Annotated in this window: 11 protein-coding genes; 7 read left to right on the top strand and 4 right to left on the bottom strand. The window is 65.5% G+C overall.

The features are described 5' to 3' along the window. From AC07VS_RS02135 to AC07VS_RS02115, 5 genes are all read left to right on the top strand, one after another. The coding region (locus AC07VS_RS02135; RefSeq protein WP_494750096.1) for a FlhC family transcriptional regulator at positions 1 to 154 on the top strand (154 nt) is incomplete at its 5' end. Positions 155 to 748: 594 nt separating this feature from the next. Then, positions 749 to 1,285 (top strand): hypothetical protein, encoded by a 537-nt coding sequence (locus AC07VS_RS02130; RefSeq protein ID WP_494656712.1) that lies wholly within the window; start codon positions 749 to 751, stop codon positions 1,283 to 1,285. A gap of 36 nt (positions 1,286 to 1,321) precedes the next feature. Continuing rightward, complete coding sequence (locus AC07VS_RS02125; RefSeq protein WP_492347069.1) at positions 1,322 to 1,918, top strand: cell division protein FtsI; 597 nt, start codon at positions 1,322 to 1,324, stop codon at positions 1,916 to 1,918. Between the two features lie 26 nt (positions 1,919 to 1,944). Continuing rightward, positions 1,945 to 2,658, top strand: a complete 714-nt coding sequence (locus AC07VS_RS02120; protein WP_494750088.1) for a flagellar basal body L-ring protein FlgH — start codon at positions 1,945 to 1,947, stop codon at positions 2,656 to 2,658. A 51-nt stretch (positions 2,659 to 2,709) separates the two neighbouring features. Continuing rightward, positions 2,710 to 3,327, top strand: coding sequence for a chalcone isomerase family protein (locus tag AC07VS_RS02115; RefSeq protein WP_494750087.1), 618 nt, complete (start codon positions 2,710 to 2,712; stop codon positions 3,325 to 3,327). 38 nt (positions 3,328 to 3,365) lie between these two features. Here the strand turns inward: AC07VS_RS02115 and AC07VS_RS02110 are convergent, their stop codons facing one another. Beyond that, on the bottom strand, positions 3,366 to 5,138 hold the full coding sequence (locus tag AC07VS_RS02110) for a response regulator (protein WP_494750086.1): 1,773 nt from the start codon (positions 5,136 to 5,138) through the stop codon (positions 3,366 to 3,368). Between the two features lie 172 nt (positions 5,139 to 5,310). Between AC07VS_RS02110 and AC07VS_RS02105 the strand changes: the two genes are divergently transcribed. Both AC07VS_RS02105 and AC07VS_RS02100 read left to right on the top strand, forming a co-directional pair. Beyond that, positions 5,311 to 6,447, top strand: coding sequence for an HDOD domain-containing protein (locus AC07VS_RS02105; RefSeq protein ID WP_494750085.1), 1,137 nt, complete (start codon positions 5,311 to 5,313; stop codon positions 6,445 to 6,447). Positions 6,448 to 6,552: 105 nt separating this feature from the next. Then, positions 6,553 to 7,572 carry a GGDEF domain-containing protein gene (locus AC07VS_RS02100; protein WP_492347074.1) on the top strand — a complete coding sequence of 340 codons (1,020 nt, stop codon included), beginning with the start codon at positions 6,553 to 6,555 and terminating at the stop codon, positions 7,570 to 7,572. Positions 7,573 to 7,648: 76 nt separating this feature from the next. Here the strand turns inward: AC07VS_RS02100 and boxA are convergent, their stop codons facing one another. The 3 genes from boxA to boxC form a co-directional block, all read right to left on the bottom strand. After that, the gene (gene boxA, locus AC07VS_RS02095; protein ID WP_494656708.1) at positions 7,649 to 8,923 is read right to left on the bottom strand and encodes a benzoyl-CoA 2,3-epoxidase subunit BoxA; all 1,275 of its coding nucleotides are present in this window, start codon (positions 8,921 to 8,923) and stop codon (positions 7,649 to 7,651) included. A gap of 200 nt (positions 8,924 to 9,123) precedes the next feature. Beyond that, a complete protein-coding gene (gene boxB / locus AC07VS_RS02090) occupies positions 9,124 to 10,551 on the bottom strand; it encodes a benzoyl-CoA 2,3-epoxidase subunit BoxB (RefSeq protein WP_027478232.1) in 1,428 nt (475 codons plus the stop codon). 169 nt (positions 10,552 to 10,720) lie between these two features. Continuing rightward, positions 10,721 to 12,379 carry a 2,3-epoxybenzoyl-CoA dihydrolase gene (gene boxC, locus AC07VS_RS02085; RefSeq protein ID WP_494750084.1) on the bottom strand — a complete coding sequence of 553 codons (1,659 nt, stop codon included), beginning with the start codon at positions 12,377 to 12,379 and terminating at the stop codon, positions 10,721 to 10,723. Between the last annotated feature and the right edge of the window lie 112 nt (positions 12,380 to 12,491).

The raw sequence follows: 12,491 nt of genomic DNA, 5'->3' as shown, positions 1-12,491 counted from the left end.
TGCCGACATGCTCACCATGACCGCCTGCTCGCGCTGCGCCGGCAAGTTCGTCACCGAGCCCTACGAAAACGCCCGCCACTTCCTGTGCGGCCTGTGCAACCCGCCCGCACGCGCCGGCAAGAGCAAGGCCAGCGGCGCCCTGATGGTGCACTGACCCCCTCCGCCTCCTTCATTTCGACAAAACGCCCCGCCGGCTCGCGCCGCGGGGCGTTTTGTCATCTGGGGTCGGCGGCGCCCGACATCCGGCAGCGACCGCAACGGTCGATGTCCTTGGCACAGGTCGCGACACAGCAGCAGCCAGCGACCACCTCGGCAGCTTTGTATCAGCCACTCAGGTATTCAAGGCGCTGAATATCCCACCCCGCCACGGCGCACTATTTAATCCCTGCCAGGGCAGGCACAGCCGGACACCGGTTTGAATTCAAAAAGGCCCCCGATACAAATCCGGCCTTTATATCAACACGCTTACAAAAACCCTGACATCAGCACACCCTGGCCGTCTTCACCGCCAGTGCCACAGCGCTCAGCACGATGGCGCTTTGCCATCGGGTAAAGAGATTGAATGCAATATGTTTCTGCACTGTAAATATAAATTTAATAGTTTAAATATGTACCAAGAAAATGTTTGTTTGTATTTTGATACATGCATTTTCATCCGGAATTGAAGCAAATCCGGTGGGTTTATCAAACGCCAGTTTTCGGGGCTGAAACCTACGATTCAGACACCCCAACTCTCTGGAGAAAACCCGTGAGCACCATCAACACCAGCAGCATGGCCTATTCGGCCGGGCTGAGCCCCTATGAGATCAACACCAAGGCCTATGGGCCAGTCGTCGCCAGTGCCATCGGCGTGGTCGATGGGGCCTCCGAAGCCGCCAGCGCGGTCTACAACTTCAGCGCCGAGAGCCTGCAGGCGCTCAGCGACTCCATCAGCGGCGGGGTGGACTCGGTCACCTCCACCTTCAGCGATGCGGCCAATGCTGTCGGCCACAGCGTGGAGAGTGTGGTGAACACCGTCACTGAAGCGGCCAGCGAAGGCTTGCAGGCGGTCGAAGGCCTGGGCACCTCGGTCAGCGACACGGCCAGCGAGGTCACCAGCACCGTCACCGATGCCCTGAGCAGCGCCACCAGCACGGTCACCGACGCCGTGAGCAGCGCCGCGAGCACCGTGGGCGATGTGGCGAGCTCGGTCGGCAGCAGCATCAGCGACACCGCCAGCAGCATCGCCGCCTATGTGACCCTCGGCGCCCTGGGCACCAAAAGCCTGCTCGACACCACCGCCTGACGCCCCCCTCTCTCAAGCTCAAGCAGGAGACTCTCCATGAAGGCAAGACTGGCACATCACCGCCCGCCCGCCCAGCGCCGCCATGCCCGCCTGACGCGGACGCTGGCCCGCCTGGGCACGTTGGGCCTGGGTGCGGCCCTGGGCGGCTGCTCCATCCTCAGCCCGATCCCGCTGCTGGAACTGGCCAAAGGCACGGCGAACGTGACCGGTGTGGCCGTGCAGTCAAGCGCCGGCAAGGCCACCGACACCGTCTACCACCTGCACTCGACGGTCAAGACGGTGTGCATCGAATACAACCCCACGGCACCCGTGGCCGACGTGGTGCCCGCGCTGCAGCTGGAGCTGCGCAAGCACGCCATTGAGAGCCGGGTCTACCAGGCCAACGCCTGGAACGCCAACTGCCCGGTGTGGCTGCGTTACACGGCCTACATGGACTGGGGCACCCAACCCTACAACGACGAGTTGCGGCCTTACGTCAACAACATCTCGCTGACCCTGCACAACGACCGGGGGCAGGTGCTGTCGACCAGCAACTACCGCTTTGACGGCGGTGGCTTCAATGCCAGCAAGTGGGCCTCGACCCGCGACAAGCTGGGCCCCGTGGTGACGGCCCTGGTCACCGGTTTTGAATGATGGCCCAGAGCGGCCAAGGAGCTTTCATGTCTCACCTCTCGCTTTCGTCCTCGCAGCGCCTGCTGATTCTGTGCAGCCTGGCCGCCCTGCTGGGGGCCTGCAGCACGCCCACCCCGGTCAGTACCGTGCCCGGCCCGCTGACGGCCGCCCCCTTGTCCCCGCCCCTGAACATCGAACGGGCCAACACCGGCTCCTTGTTCCAGCCCGGCATGACGACCGCGTCGCTGTTCACAGACCGACGCAAGCCCCGCGCCGTGGGCGACACCCTCAAGGTCGACATCTCCGAAAGCATCAACGCCAGCAATGTGCTGACCACCGACAACAGCCGCAGCAACGCGATGAGCACCAAGGGCCCCGGCGTCAAAGGCGTGGGCAGCGGCATCATCCGCTCGCTGCTGAACCTGGACGCCAGCGCCTCGGGCAGCGACTCTTACAAAGGCAACGGCAAGACCACCGACGTCAGCAGCTTCACAGGTCAGCTGACGGCCACCGTGATCAACGTTCTGCCCAACGGCAATCTGGTGGTGGCCGGCGAGCGCAGCGTGGCCCTCAATGGCGGCGTGCGCACCCTGCGCTTCTCGGGCGTGGTCGACCCCAAGGACCTGGCTTCGGGCAACGTGGTGGCCTCGGCCGACGTGGCCAATGCCCGCCTCGAAGTGGCCGGCCAGGGCGATGTCTCCGAAGCCGCCTCGCGCAACTGGCTGCAAAGGGTGCTCACCAACAGCCTGTCGGTCTGGTAAGTGCGAGGGGCAGCGCTCAGCCGCCCCCCCCAACGCAAGAAAGGAAAGGGTATGAAACAACGCTTCATCCGTCTGGGCCTGGGCATGGTCCTGGGGCTGGCCACGCTGGGGGCCGCCGCCCCGGCCCTGGCGCTTGATCTGGCCGGCGTGCACTTCGACGACCAGATCGTGGTGGCCGGCAAGCCGCTGCGGCTCAATGGGGCCGGCGTGGGCTATCGCTTCCTGTTCAAGGTCTATGCCGTGGGCCTGTACCTGCCCGAGCGCCGGTTTTCAGCCCAGGAGGTGATGGCCACCGACGAGCCACGTCGCATGGTGATCACCGCGCTGCGCGAACTCAGCAGCAGCGACTTCAACGACGCGGTGATGAACCACTTCGGGCCCCGAGGCGACGAACCCGACGCCCGCGCCGCTCAGAGGGTGCTGCACCTGGGCCGCATCATCGCCAGCAAGGCACCGGTGCTCAAGAAGGGCGACAGCCTGACACTGGACTGGCAGCCCGACCAGGGCATGAGCATGAGCTACAACGACAACGTCACGACCCTGCCCGGACACGATGTGGGGTTCTACAACACCTTGCTGGCCATCTGGCTGGGCGACAAGGCTTCGGACCCGACGCTGCGCAGCCACTTGCTGGGGCGGCCGAGCGCCTCACGCGCCTCGGCCGACTGAGCCGCCTGAGCCGCGTGGCCGGGGCCTCGCCAGGCCGCTCACTGGGGGTGCAGGCGCAGCGAATCGGCCAGCGCGTCGGAGCGGGCCGGCGCCCCGCCCCCCCCCTGGCCAAGGCCGCGGTTGGCGCCAGCCAGCGCCCCCTGGCCTGTCTTGAGTTGCGCCTTGGCCGCCTCCCGATCACGGATGCGCAGCACCACGCCGCCGGCAGAACGCTCGCCCTCCTGCCCCAGCATGGCCCGGGCCGGCCCCACACCGCAGCGCTGGCGCAAGGCATCGATCTGGCTTTGCAGTTCACCGGCCTGCTCCAGGCGGGTCTGGTTGCGCGACACGATCTGGTGCGCCAGGTCGATCAGCTTGGTGTTCTGTGTCCGGCCGCCGTCCTCCAGCAACTGGGCCACCGCGCCCTGCACATCGCCGCCCAGGCTGCGGCCCATCGCGGCCTCGGCCATGGCGTTGATCTGCTGCAGGCAATCGCGCACCAGATCGGCATAGGGCGTGTGGCGCACACAGGCGTTGGCGATCAGTTCGGCCAGCCCCCGGGTGTTGGCAAAGCGCAGCCCCACCTGCCGCACCCAGCCCTCGGCCTCGTTGACACGCAGCTCGCGCTCGGCCAGCACCGACAACAGATTGCAGACGTTGCAGGCGGCCTCGAAGTCGAAATCGGCGTCGTGCAGTTCAGCCGCCATGGCGCGCAGGCCGGCCAGCACCTCTTCGTGACGGCGGTGCAGCAAATGCCCCAGGATGTGCACCATGTCGCGAAAACGACGCACCCGGGCGCTGCCCGTGTGGCGTTCCGCAAAGCGGGCCAGGTCGGCCACGCAGCGATCCAGGCCACGCCGGTCGCGCTCGTTGAGGTGGCAGAACGCCAACAGCACCAGCGACTGAAAGTCGAACAGCTTGGAGTTCACGCCCAGGATGCCGGCGCGGGTCAGCGGCAACTTGGCATTGCTCAGGTCGCCGACGTAATAGGCCATCATGCCGGTCTTCTGCAGGCGTGCCACCGACTCTGGCGTGAGGTCGCTGGCGCGGCGGAAACTGTCCATGGCACCGCCGAAATCGGCCATCTCGACCTGGGCCCGGCCCAGCACGTCGTAGGCATCGGCAAAACCGGTGTCGCGTTCGATCAAGCTCTGCAGGCTGGTCACCGCCTTGGTCGACTGCCCGGCCTCGATCTGGGCTCGCGCTACCCCCAGCTCGGCCCAGGGCGCCGGGCGCAGCGCCAGCACGGCCCGGTACAAGGCCTCGGCCTCTTTGGGGCGGCCCTGGCGCAACAGCAGCTCGGCCCCGATGCGCGCCGCATACAGCCAGTAAGGGCCCTGGGTCTCGAAGCGCTGCTGACACAGGTTGGCCGCCTCGTCGACGCGGCCGTGCTCCAGGGCATCAAAGATGGGCAGCAGATGGCGCTTGCGCAGCCGCGCCAGGTTCAGGCGCTCAAACAGCATGGACGGCGTGAAAGGCTTGAGCAGATAGCCATCCAGGGCCGATTCGGCCGCCTCGGACACGGCAGCGTAAGAGGCCTCGCCCGTGACCATGAAGAACACGGTGGAAAACGGCAGCATGTGGGCCCGACGCAGATCGTCCAGCAGGGTCTGACCCGAATAGTGGTGCTCGGCAAAGAACTGCTCGCACAGCACGAAATCGAACACCGTGTGCTCCAGCCGGTTGCGCGCGTCCTGAATGCGGCTGCACTGGACCACCTCGCCCACGCCGAAATCACGCAACTGACGCACCAGGATTGAGCGCGAGGTGGTGTTGCCGTCAATGACCAACGCCTTGGTGTTGGCAATTTCTCGCGAGTTTTCAGTGGCCATGGCTCATAAACAGGTATCGTCTCTATTTGTAACAGGGATCGCGTCAGACCAGAACGCAAAAGCGCGCCGTTCGTGCTCTCGAAACGTAAAAGTTACGCGTTTTTGCGCTCTTTAGAGGCAGGGCGAACATCCCTGAGCAATCTGCGCCAGCCCGTTTCAGAAAGTGCCCCCTTTGACCCTGTTCATCGCCTCGGCCGCCGGCCTGCTGCTGTTGTTGTTGTTCATTGCCCTGCTGTTGGGCCGGCGCCGGCGTGATCCGGCGAAACCGGTGGCGCCCGCACCCAGTGCAACGCCCCCCCGGGTGGACGTCGCACCGCCCACACGGGCCGGTCCGGTGGCGGCCACGCCTCGGGCCGTGCTGCCCTTGCCCGACACGTTGGCCTCGTTCCAGCGCCTGGGGCGCGACCAGCTGTCGATGCCCCGCCAGGCCGCCATCACGGCCGCCTTGCAGCGGGTGGCGCAGCCCTCGCGCGCACTGCACCAGTTGGTCTCGCCCGACTTTCTGGCCCATGCCAGTTCGGCCGATCTGGCCGAATTGCTGCAAGGCGAACCCCAGGTCACGGCCAAGGTGCTGGCCACGGTCAACTCGCCGTTGTATGCCTTGCAGGCACCGGTGGTCAGCCTGGGCCCCGCCATCACCTACCTGGGCCTGAACACGGTGCGAGGTCTGTGCCTGCACTACATGCTGGAGGACAGCTTCCAGAGCGCAGACCGTGGCCTGCGGCGCTACTTCGATCAGGTGTGGGGGGCCAGCAGCCTGGCCAGCGAGCTGTGCCTGCGTCTGGCACAGGGTTGCCACCTGTCCGACCCCGGGGCCCTGGCCACGCAGGTCGTGCTGTCTTTTCTGGGGCGGCTGTCGATGGCCTCGGTGCTGCCCACTGAGCGACTGCTGGCCCTGGCCCCCTTGGACCTGCTGGAGCGCAGCCGGGCCGAGCAACAGCAGCTCGGCCTGTGTGCCAGCGAAGTGGGTGGCCTGCTGATGCAAGCCTGGCACCTGCCCGCGGCGCTGATCCAGGAGACCAGTGCCATCGACGCCCTGCTCAGCCCGCAGCCCCAGGCCCTGAACCCGTGCGCCGAAGCCCGGCTGGCCGTGGCCTACCTGAGCGCCCGCATCGGTGAACTGATGATGTTCGGCGAGCTGACGGAACCGGCAGCCCTGGACCTGACGGAGGCCGCTCGGATCGAGCTGTTTCCGGTGCGCCGGGCGCTGGCGCTGCCGGCACTGACACCTCTGCCTGATCTGCTGCAGGGGCCGGAATTGAATCGCCACCTGAAACAGATGCAGCAGGCGCTGCAGACTTGGATTTGACCCTCTGATCCCGCTGCGCGGATGATTGTCAGAAATTTACAATAGCGTTACTTTTCAGTCACAATCAGCGCAGATCCCAACCTCCTCACTGGCCCGCGGGCATCCATGCGATACACAGAATCCAAGGCCCGCAGCGCCGAGTTGCTGCGACTGACGCTGGCCAACATGGGCCATCACACAGCCGCCTTCAACCCCATCACGTTCACGGTGTGGTACGAACATGCCGCTGGCATCAACCCGAAGCTGAATGCCGACATGAGCCAGTGCCTGAGCAAGGGCCTGGCCATGGACGACGAGATGATGCTGCGCTTGTACCGCGACCACATCACGCCCGCGGACACGGAGCAGATGGAGTTGATCGCCCACGAGATGCAGCGCCTGATGCGCAACATGGCCGATTCGGCCGCCGCGACGGGCGAACAGGCCGGCAGTTTCGGTCAGCAATTGGTGGAACTGAATGAAGCCCTGACGGCGACTGAGAACAGCCCTTTGAGCACCCAGGTGACACGCGCCCTGGAAGGCACGCTGGAGATGAAAGCCGCGGTCGACACCTTGCAGGCCCGAGTCAACCAGAGCCAGGAAGAAATCAAGCGCCTGCGCCAGGACCTGGAACGCACGCGTGAGGAAGCCATGCTGGACCCGCTGACCGGCCTGCTCAACCGCAAGGGTTTCGACCAGCGCCTGCAGGCCCTGTTGAGCCAGGCACCCGACTCAAGCGAAAGCCATTGCCTGCTGATGCTGGACATCGATCACTTCAAGCGCGTGAACGACACCCACGGACACCTGATGGGTGACCGCGTGATCCAGGGCCTGGGCGAGATCCTGCGCACCTCGGTCACCCACCCCAGTCACGCGGTGGCCCGCTACGGCGGAGAAGAGTTTGCCATCGTGCTGCCCAACACCAGCCGCGCCGAGGCCACGCAGATCGCTGAAACCATCCGTGCCCGCACCAAGGCGATGAAGCTGCGCAATCGATCCACCCAGGAGGTGGTGCTGACCGTGACCATCTCCAGCGGCATCGCGACCCTGCGCCAGGGCGACGATGCACACTCGCTGATTGCACGCGCCGATGCTGCGCTGTATGCCTCCAAGAAGGGCGGTCGCGACCGCGTCACCTGCCAGTGACGCCGCCGCGAACAGCCTGCGCCCCCGACCGAAAACAGCCGCAGGCGCATCGGATCGTCGGATCCTCGTCGGATCCTCAATAGGTTTCGAGGTGCAAGCGGGCGCCCTGACGCAAGCCGGGGCCCACACTGTCCCAGGCCAGGCCGGCCTGCTGGGCCACATCGCGCAGGGCCAGCACCACCCCTTCCTCCATGGCCTTGAGGCCGCAGACGAAGAAATAGGTGTCCGGATCGGCCAGCAAGGGCCCCAGGTCGGCTGCGCGTTCGCGGATCAGGTCCTGCACATAGCGCTTGGGAGCCCCGGACTGACGCGAGAAGGCAAAGTTGATGTCGATGAAATCCTTGGGCAGATTTTGCAAGGGCCCAAAGTACGGCAGTTCTTCAGGCGTGCGGGCGCCAAAGAACAGCATCAGCTTGCCGCCCTCGAACTTGCCCGACTGCCGCAGACGGCGGCGCCACTCGGTCATGGCGCGCATCGGGGCACTGCCGGTGCCGGTGCAGATCATGACGATGTTGGAGCGCGGGTGGTTGGGCATCAGGAAGCTGGCGCCAAAGGGCCCGATCACCTGGACCTTGTCCCCCACCTGCAGGTCGCACATGTAGTTGCTGGCCACGCCCCGCACGGGCTGGCCCTGGTGGTCTTCCAACACGCGCTTGATGGTCAGCGACAGGTTGTTGTAGCCCGGTCGCTCGCCATTGCGCGGGCTGGCGATGGAGTATTGGCGGGCATGGTACGGCCGGCCCTGGGCATCGGTGCCGGGTGGGATCACACCGATCGACTGCCCCTCGAGCACCGGAAACGGAAGGTGGCCGAAATCGAGCACCACGTGATGGGTGTCGTAGTCCTTGCCGACTTCGGTGACGCGCACATTGCCGACCACGGTGGCGGTGATGAACTTCTCGGACGCCTTGGGGCCGTAGAGGTTGGTGTAGGCATGGGCCGCCGACCAGGGCGGCAGAGTGGCGCCATATTGGGCGCTGTTGAAACGTTCGCCTTCACCAGGCCCCGCCGGTGCGGTGCTGACGGCAGGGGCCTGATCCGGCGCAGTGGCCGCACCGGCCGCCGCCAGTTGCTCGGCACTGAGTTCGTCGGGCAGGTTGTCCCAGCCCAGTTGGGCCTCGACCGTGTAGGCCATCGCGCGCGGCATGTTGCGCCAGTTGTCGATCGAGCCCGTGGGGCAAGGCGGCACACAGGCCATGCACAGGTTGCACTTGTCGGCGTCGACCACGTAGTTGCGCGAATCGTGGGTGATGGCCGCGACCGGGCAGGTGGCCTCGCAGGTGTTGCAGCGGATGCAGATCTCGGGGTCGATCAGATGCTGCCGGATGACTTGGGGTTCGCTCATGTCCATGGCTGTCTCGACTTGTTGTGGGCTGTGGGGCGGTTCTGGAGCGGGATCTTGAAGGCGGGAAAGGGGGCTGGCAAGCCCCCTTTCCTCAAACCCCGGAGGGCTCGGCGAGGGGCATACCCCGCCGCCGGGCCGCCCCAAGGCGGGGTACGGCCCCCTTGGGGGGCAGCGCATGACATGAAATGCAAAGCGTGGGGGCCATTTCAGTTGAAGCGGACATATTCGAAGTCCACGGGCTGGCGGTTGATGCCCATGACCGGCGGCGCGATCCAGTTGGCAAACTTGCCGGTGTCGGTGACACGGCCCATCAGGCTGGCCACAAAGGCCCGGTCTTCGGCGCTGGGCAGCCAGTCGTTCTTCTTGGCTTGCCATTCGGCTTCGGACACCACACGCCCGTCAGGCGACACCTTGACCCCGGCCAGGGAGCCGATGTTGCGGTGGAAAGCCTTGTGCGGCACGGTCAGGCGGAACGGGATGCCGTTCTTTTCGATCACCTTGTTCCAGCGCTCCACGCCGCCGATCGAATCCTTGATGTAGTCGTCGCGCAGCACTTCGTTGAGTGCATTGAGCATCGGCACTTCCTTCTCGACGAGCTGGCCGTTCTGCACGTTCAGCACCTTGTAGCTCTGGCCGCGCAGCTGGTGGTCGTCGGTGCGCTTGCCTTCTTCAAAGCGGCCCTTGAGACCCGTGCTGTAGAAGGTGGCCGCATTGCTCGACTCGTCGGCACCGAACAGGTCGATGGTCACGCTGAAGTGGAAGTTCAGGTAGCGCTGCAGAGTGGGCAGATCGATGACACCGGCAGCGCGCAGCTTGGCAGGGTCGTCGGTCTTGAGCTCGTTCATGACCTGGCAGGTGCGCTGGATCACGCGGCTCACGCCCGACTCGCCCACGAACATGTGGTGGGCTTCCTCGGTCAGCATGAACTTGGTGGTGCGGGCCAACGGATCGAAACTCGACTCGGCCAGGGCACACAGCTGGAACTTGCCGTCCCGGTCGGTGAAGTAGGTGAACATGAAGAAGCTCAGCCAATCCGGCGTGGGCTCGTTGAAGGCCTGCAGGATGCGGGGGTTGTCCTGCTGACCGCTGCGGCGCTCCAGCAGGGCTTCGCCTTCCTCGCGGCCGTCGCGGCCGAAGTACTTGTGCAGCAGGTAGACCATGGCCCACAGGTGGCGGCCTTCTTCGACGTTGACCTGGAACAGGTTACGCAGGTCGTACTGGCTGGGCGCGGTCAGGCCCAGGTGGCGCTGCTGCTCGACCGAGGCCGGCTCGGTGTCGCCCTGGGTGACGATGATGCGGCGCAGGTTGGCGCGGTACTCGCCGGGCACGTCTTGCCAGGCGTTCTCGCCCTTGTGGTCACCGAAGTGGATCTTGCGGTCTTGTTCGGCCGGATTGAGGAAGATGCCCCAGCGGTAGTCGGGCATCTTGACGTGGCCAAACTGCGCCCAGCCCTGCGGATCCACGCTGACTGCCGTGCGCAGGTACACATCAAAGCCGTGGCTGCCGTCCGGACCCATGTCGTTCCACCAGTCCAGGTAGTTGGGCTGCCACTGCTCCAGCGCGCGCTTCAGGGTGCGGTCTTCGGCCAGGTTGACGTTGTTGGGGATCTTTTCGCTGTAGTCGATCGTGGACATGCTTGTCTCCAGGTAAGTGGTCAGTCAGTCATCAAGAAAATCACACCAGGTTTGAGGGGTGTGGCTGCCGTAGCGAGCGCGCCGAGGTGGCCTTGAGCACCGCAGCCGTACACCCGTACGGCGAGGAGCACAGAGGCCAGATCGGCGGGCGCAGCCGGCAGACACCCCCTCAAACCCGGTTCCAGTCGAAGGCGGCCTTGTTGCCTTTGCCGTAGACCTTCAAAGCGCCGTATTCGCCCACCGCATTGGGGCGCTGGAAGATCCAGTTCTGCCAGGCGGTGAGGCGGCCGAAGATGCGGGTGAACATGTTCTCGGGCCCGTTGAAGCGCAGGTTGGCTTCCATGCCGGTCAGGGCATCGGGTGACATGGCCACGCGCTCTTCGATGGCGATGCGCACCTCGTCGGCCCAGTCGATGTCGTCGGGGTTGCTGGTGACCAGGCCCAGGGCGTAGGCGGCGTCGGCATCCAGGGCACGGCCGGCGGCGGCGCGCACGGCCTCCAGCGGAGCGACTTCGTCATAGAAGCGCCGGCCCAGGCGGCTCTGGCCGGTGACCATGGGGTACAGGCCGAAGTTGGCCTCGCCCACCGTGATCTTCGGGGCCTGGTCTTCGTCGTCGGGCAGGGCCAGGTGGTAGCTGCGGTCGCAGGCCAGGGCCAGCTCCAGAAAGCTGCCGGCAAAGCACGAGCCCGGCTCGATCAGGGCGAACAGGCTGCGGCTGGACACGTCCAGGCGGCTGAAGGTGCGGCGCAGCAAGCCGATGGTTTCGCGCACCAGCCAATGGCTGGCATGGGCGCTCAGAACGACGTCCATGGCCAGCACCGCGGCGGCATCGCCCTGGGTGGTGATCAGCCAGGTGCCGATCTCCAGCTCATTGGTGCGCATGGACAGGATGGCGTCCTCCAGTTGGCGCGCCAAGGCCAGCGGGTACCAGGCGGCCCCTGCGGCTTCGATCCCGGCCACATCGGCGGGTTGGGCACCGGCCGGGGCCTTGACCACGAACGTGGCCGTGCGCTTGGCGCGGTCGATGTTCACGCTGACATGGTCGTAGTGCAGGGCATCGGCCTCGGTCCGGCGCTGCAGGGCCACCAACTCGACCCCGCGGCCATCGGCCGGGCGGTCGCTCTGGGCGGCCAGTTGTTCGGCGCGTTCGCGCACCTTCTGGGCGAACACGGCGGGCTTGGCAATGTCGTCAACCAGGCGCCAGTCCTTGGCCTTCTGGCCGCGCACACCTTCGGTGGTGGTGCAGAAGATGTCGGCCAGATCGTGGCGCACATGGCGCTTGTCGGTGACACGGGTCAGGCCGCCGGTGCCGGGCAGCACGCCCAGCAAGGGCACCTCAGGCAGGCTGACCGCGCTGGAGCGGTCGTCCACCAGGATGATCTCGTCGCAGGCCAGAGCCAGCTCGTAGCCGCCACCGGCACAGGCGCCGTTCACGGCCGCCAGGAACTTCAGGCCGCTGTGCTGGGAGGAGTCTTCAAGGCCGTTGCGGGTCTCGTTGGTGAATTTGCAGAAGTTCACTTTCCAACCGTGGCTGGACACGCCCAGCATGAAGATGTTGGCGCCCGAGCAGAACACCTTTTCCTTGGCGCTGGTGACCACCACGGTGCGCACCTCGGGGTGCTCGAAGCGGATGCGGTTGATGGCATCGTTGAGTTCGATGTCCACGCCCAGGTCGTAGCTGTTGAGCTTGAGCTTGTAGCCGGGGGCCAGGCCACCGTTTTCGTCGAAGTCGGCCGTCAGCGTGGCGATGGCGCCATCAAAGCTCAGTTTCCAGTGCTTGTACTGGCTGGGATGGGTCTGGTAATCGACGCGGGGCGCGGTGCTCATGGTGTGTCTCCGTCGGTGGAAAAATAATGCATTCTTGCGAAACTGACTGCATGTTAGTACATGCATTAAAGTGCGTCAAGCAAGATGCAGTAAATTTCCTATCGCCCCACCA

It is taken from the genome of Curvibacter sp. GW821-FHT01G03, from assembly GCF_059422285.1.
This window is presented reverse-complemented; position numbering and strand designations above follow the sequence as displayed.

What these genes read in the sequence shown, in the direction of transcription:
- AC07VS_RS02125 (WP_492347069.1), top strand. Translation starts at nt 1,322, where the DNA reads ATGAAGGCAAGACTGGCACATCACCGCCCGCCCGCCCAGCGCCGCCAT.
- AC07VS_RS02120 (WP_494750088.1), top strand. Translation starts at nt 1,945, where the DNA reads ATGTCTCACCTCTCGCTTTCGTCCTCGCAGCGCCTGCTGATTCTGTGC.
- AC07VS_RS02115 (WP_494750087.1), top strand. Translation starts at nt 2,710, where the DNA reads ATGAAACAACGCTTCATCCGTCTGGGCCTGGGCATGGTCCTGGGGCTG.
- AC07VS_RS02110 (WP_494750086.1), bottom strand. Translation starts at nt 5,138, where the DNA reads ATGGCCACTGAAAACTCGCGAGAAATTGCCAACACCAAGGCGTTGGTC.
- AC07VS_RS02100 (WP_492347074.1), top strand. Translation starts at nt 6,553, where the DNA reads ATGCGATACACAGAATCCAAGGCCCGCAGCGCCGAGTTGCTGCGACTG.
- boxA (WP_494656708.1), bottom strand. Translation starts at nt 8,923, where the DNA reads ATGGACATGAGCGAACCCCAAGTCATCCGGCAGCATCTGATCGACCCC.
- boxB (WP_027478232.1), bottom strand. Translation starts at nt 10,551, where the DNA reads ATGTCCACGATCGACTACAGCGAAAAGATCCCCAACAACGTCAACCTG.
- boxC (WP_494750084.1), bottom strand. Translation starts at nt 12,379, where the DNA reads ATGAGCACCGCGCCCCGCGTCGATTACCAGACCCATCCCAGCCAGTAC.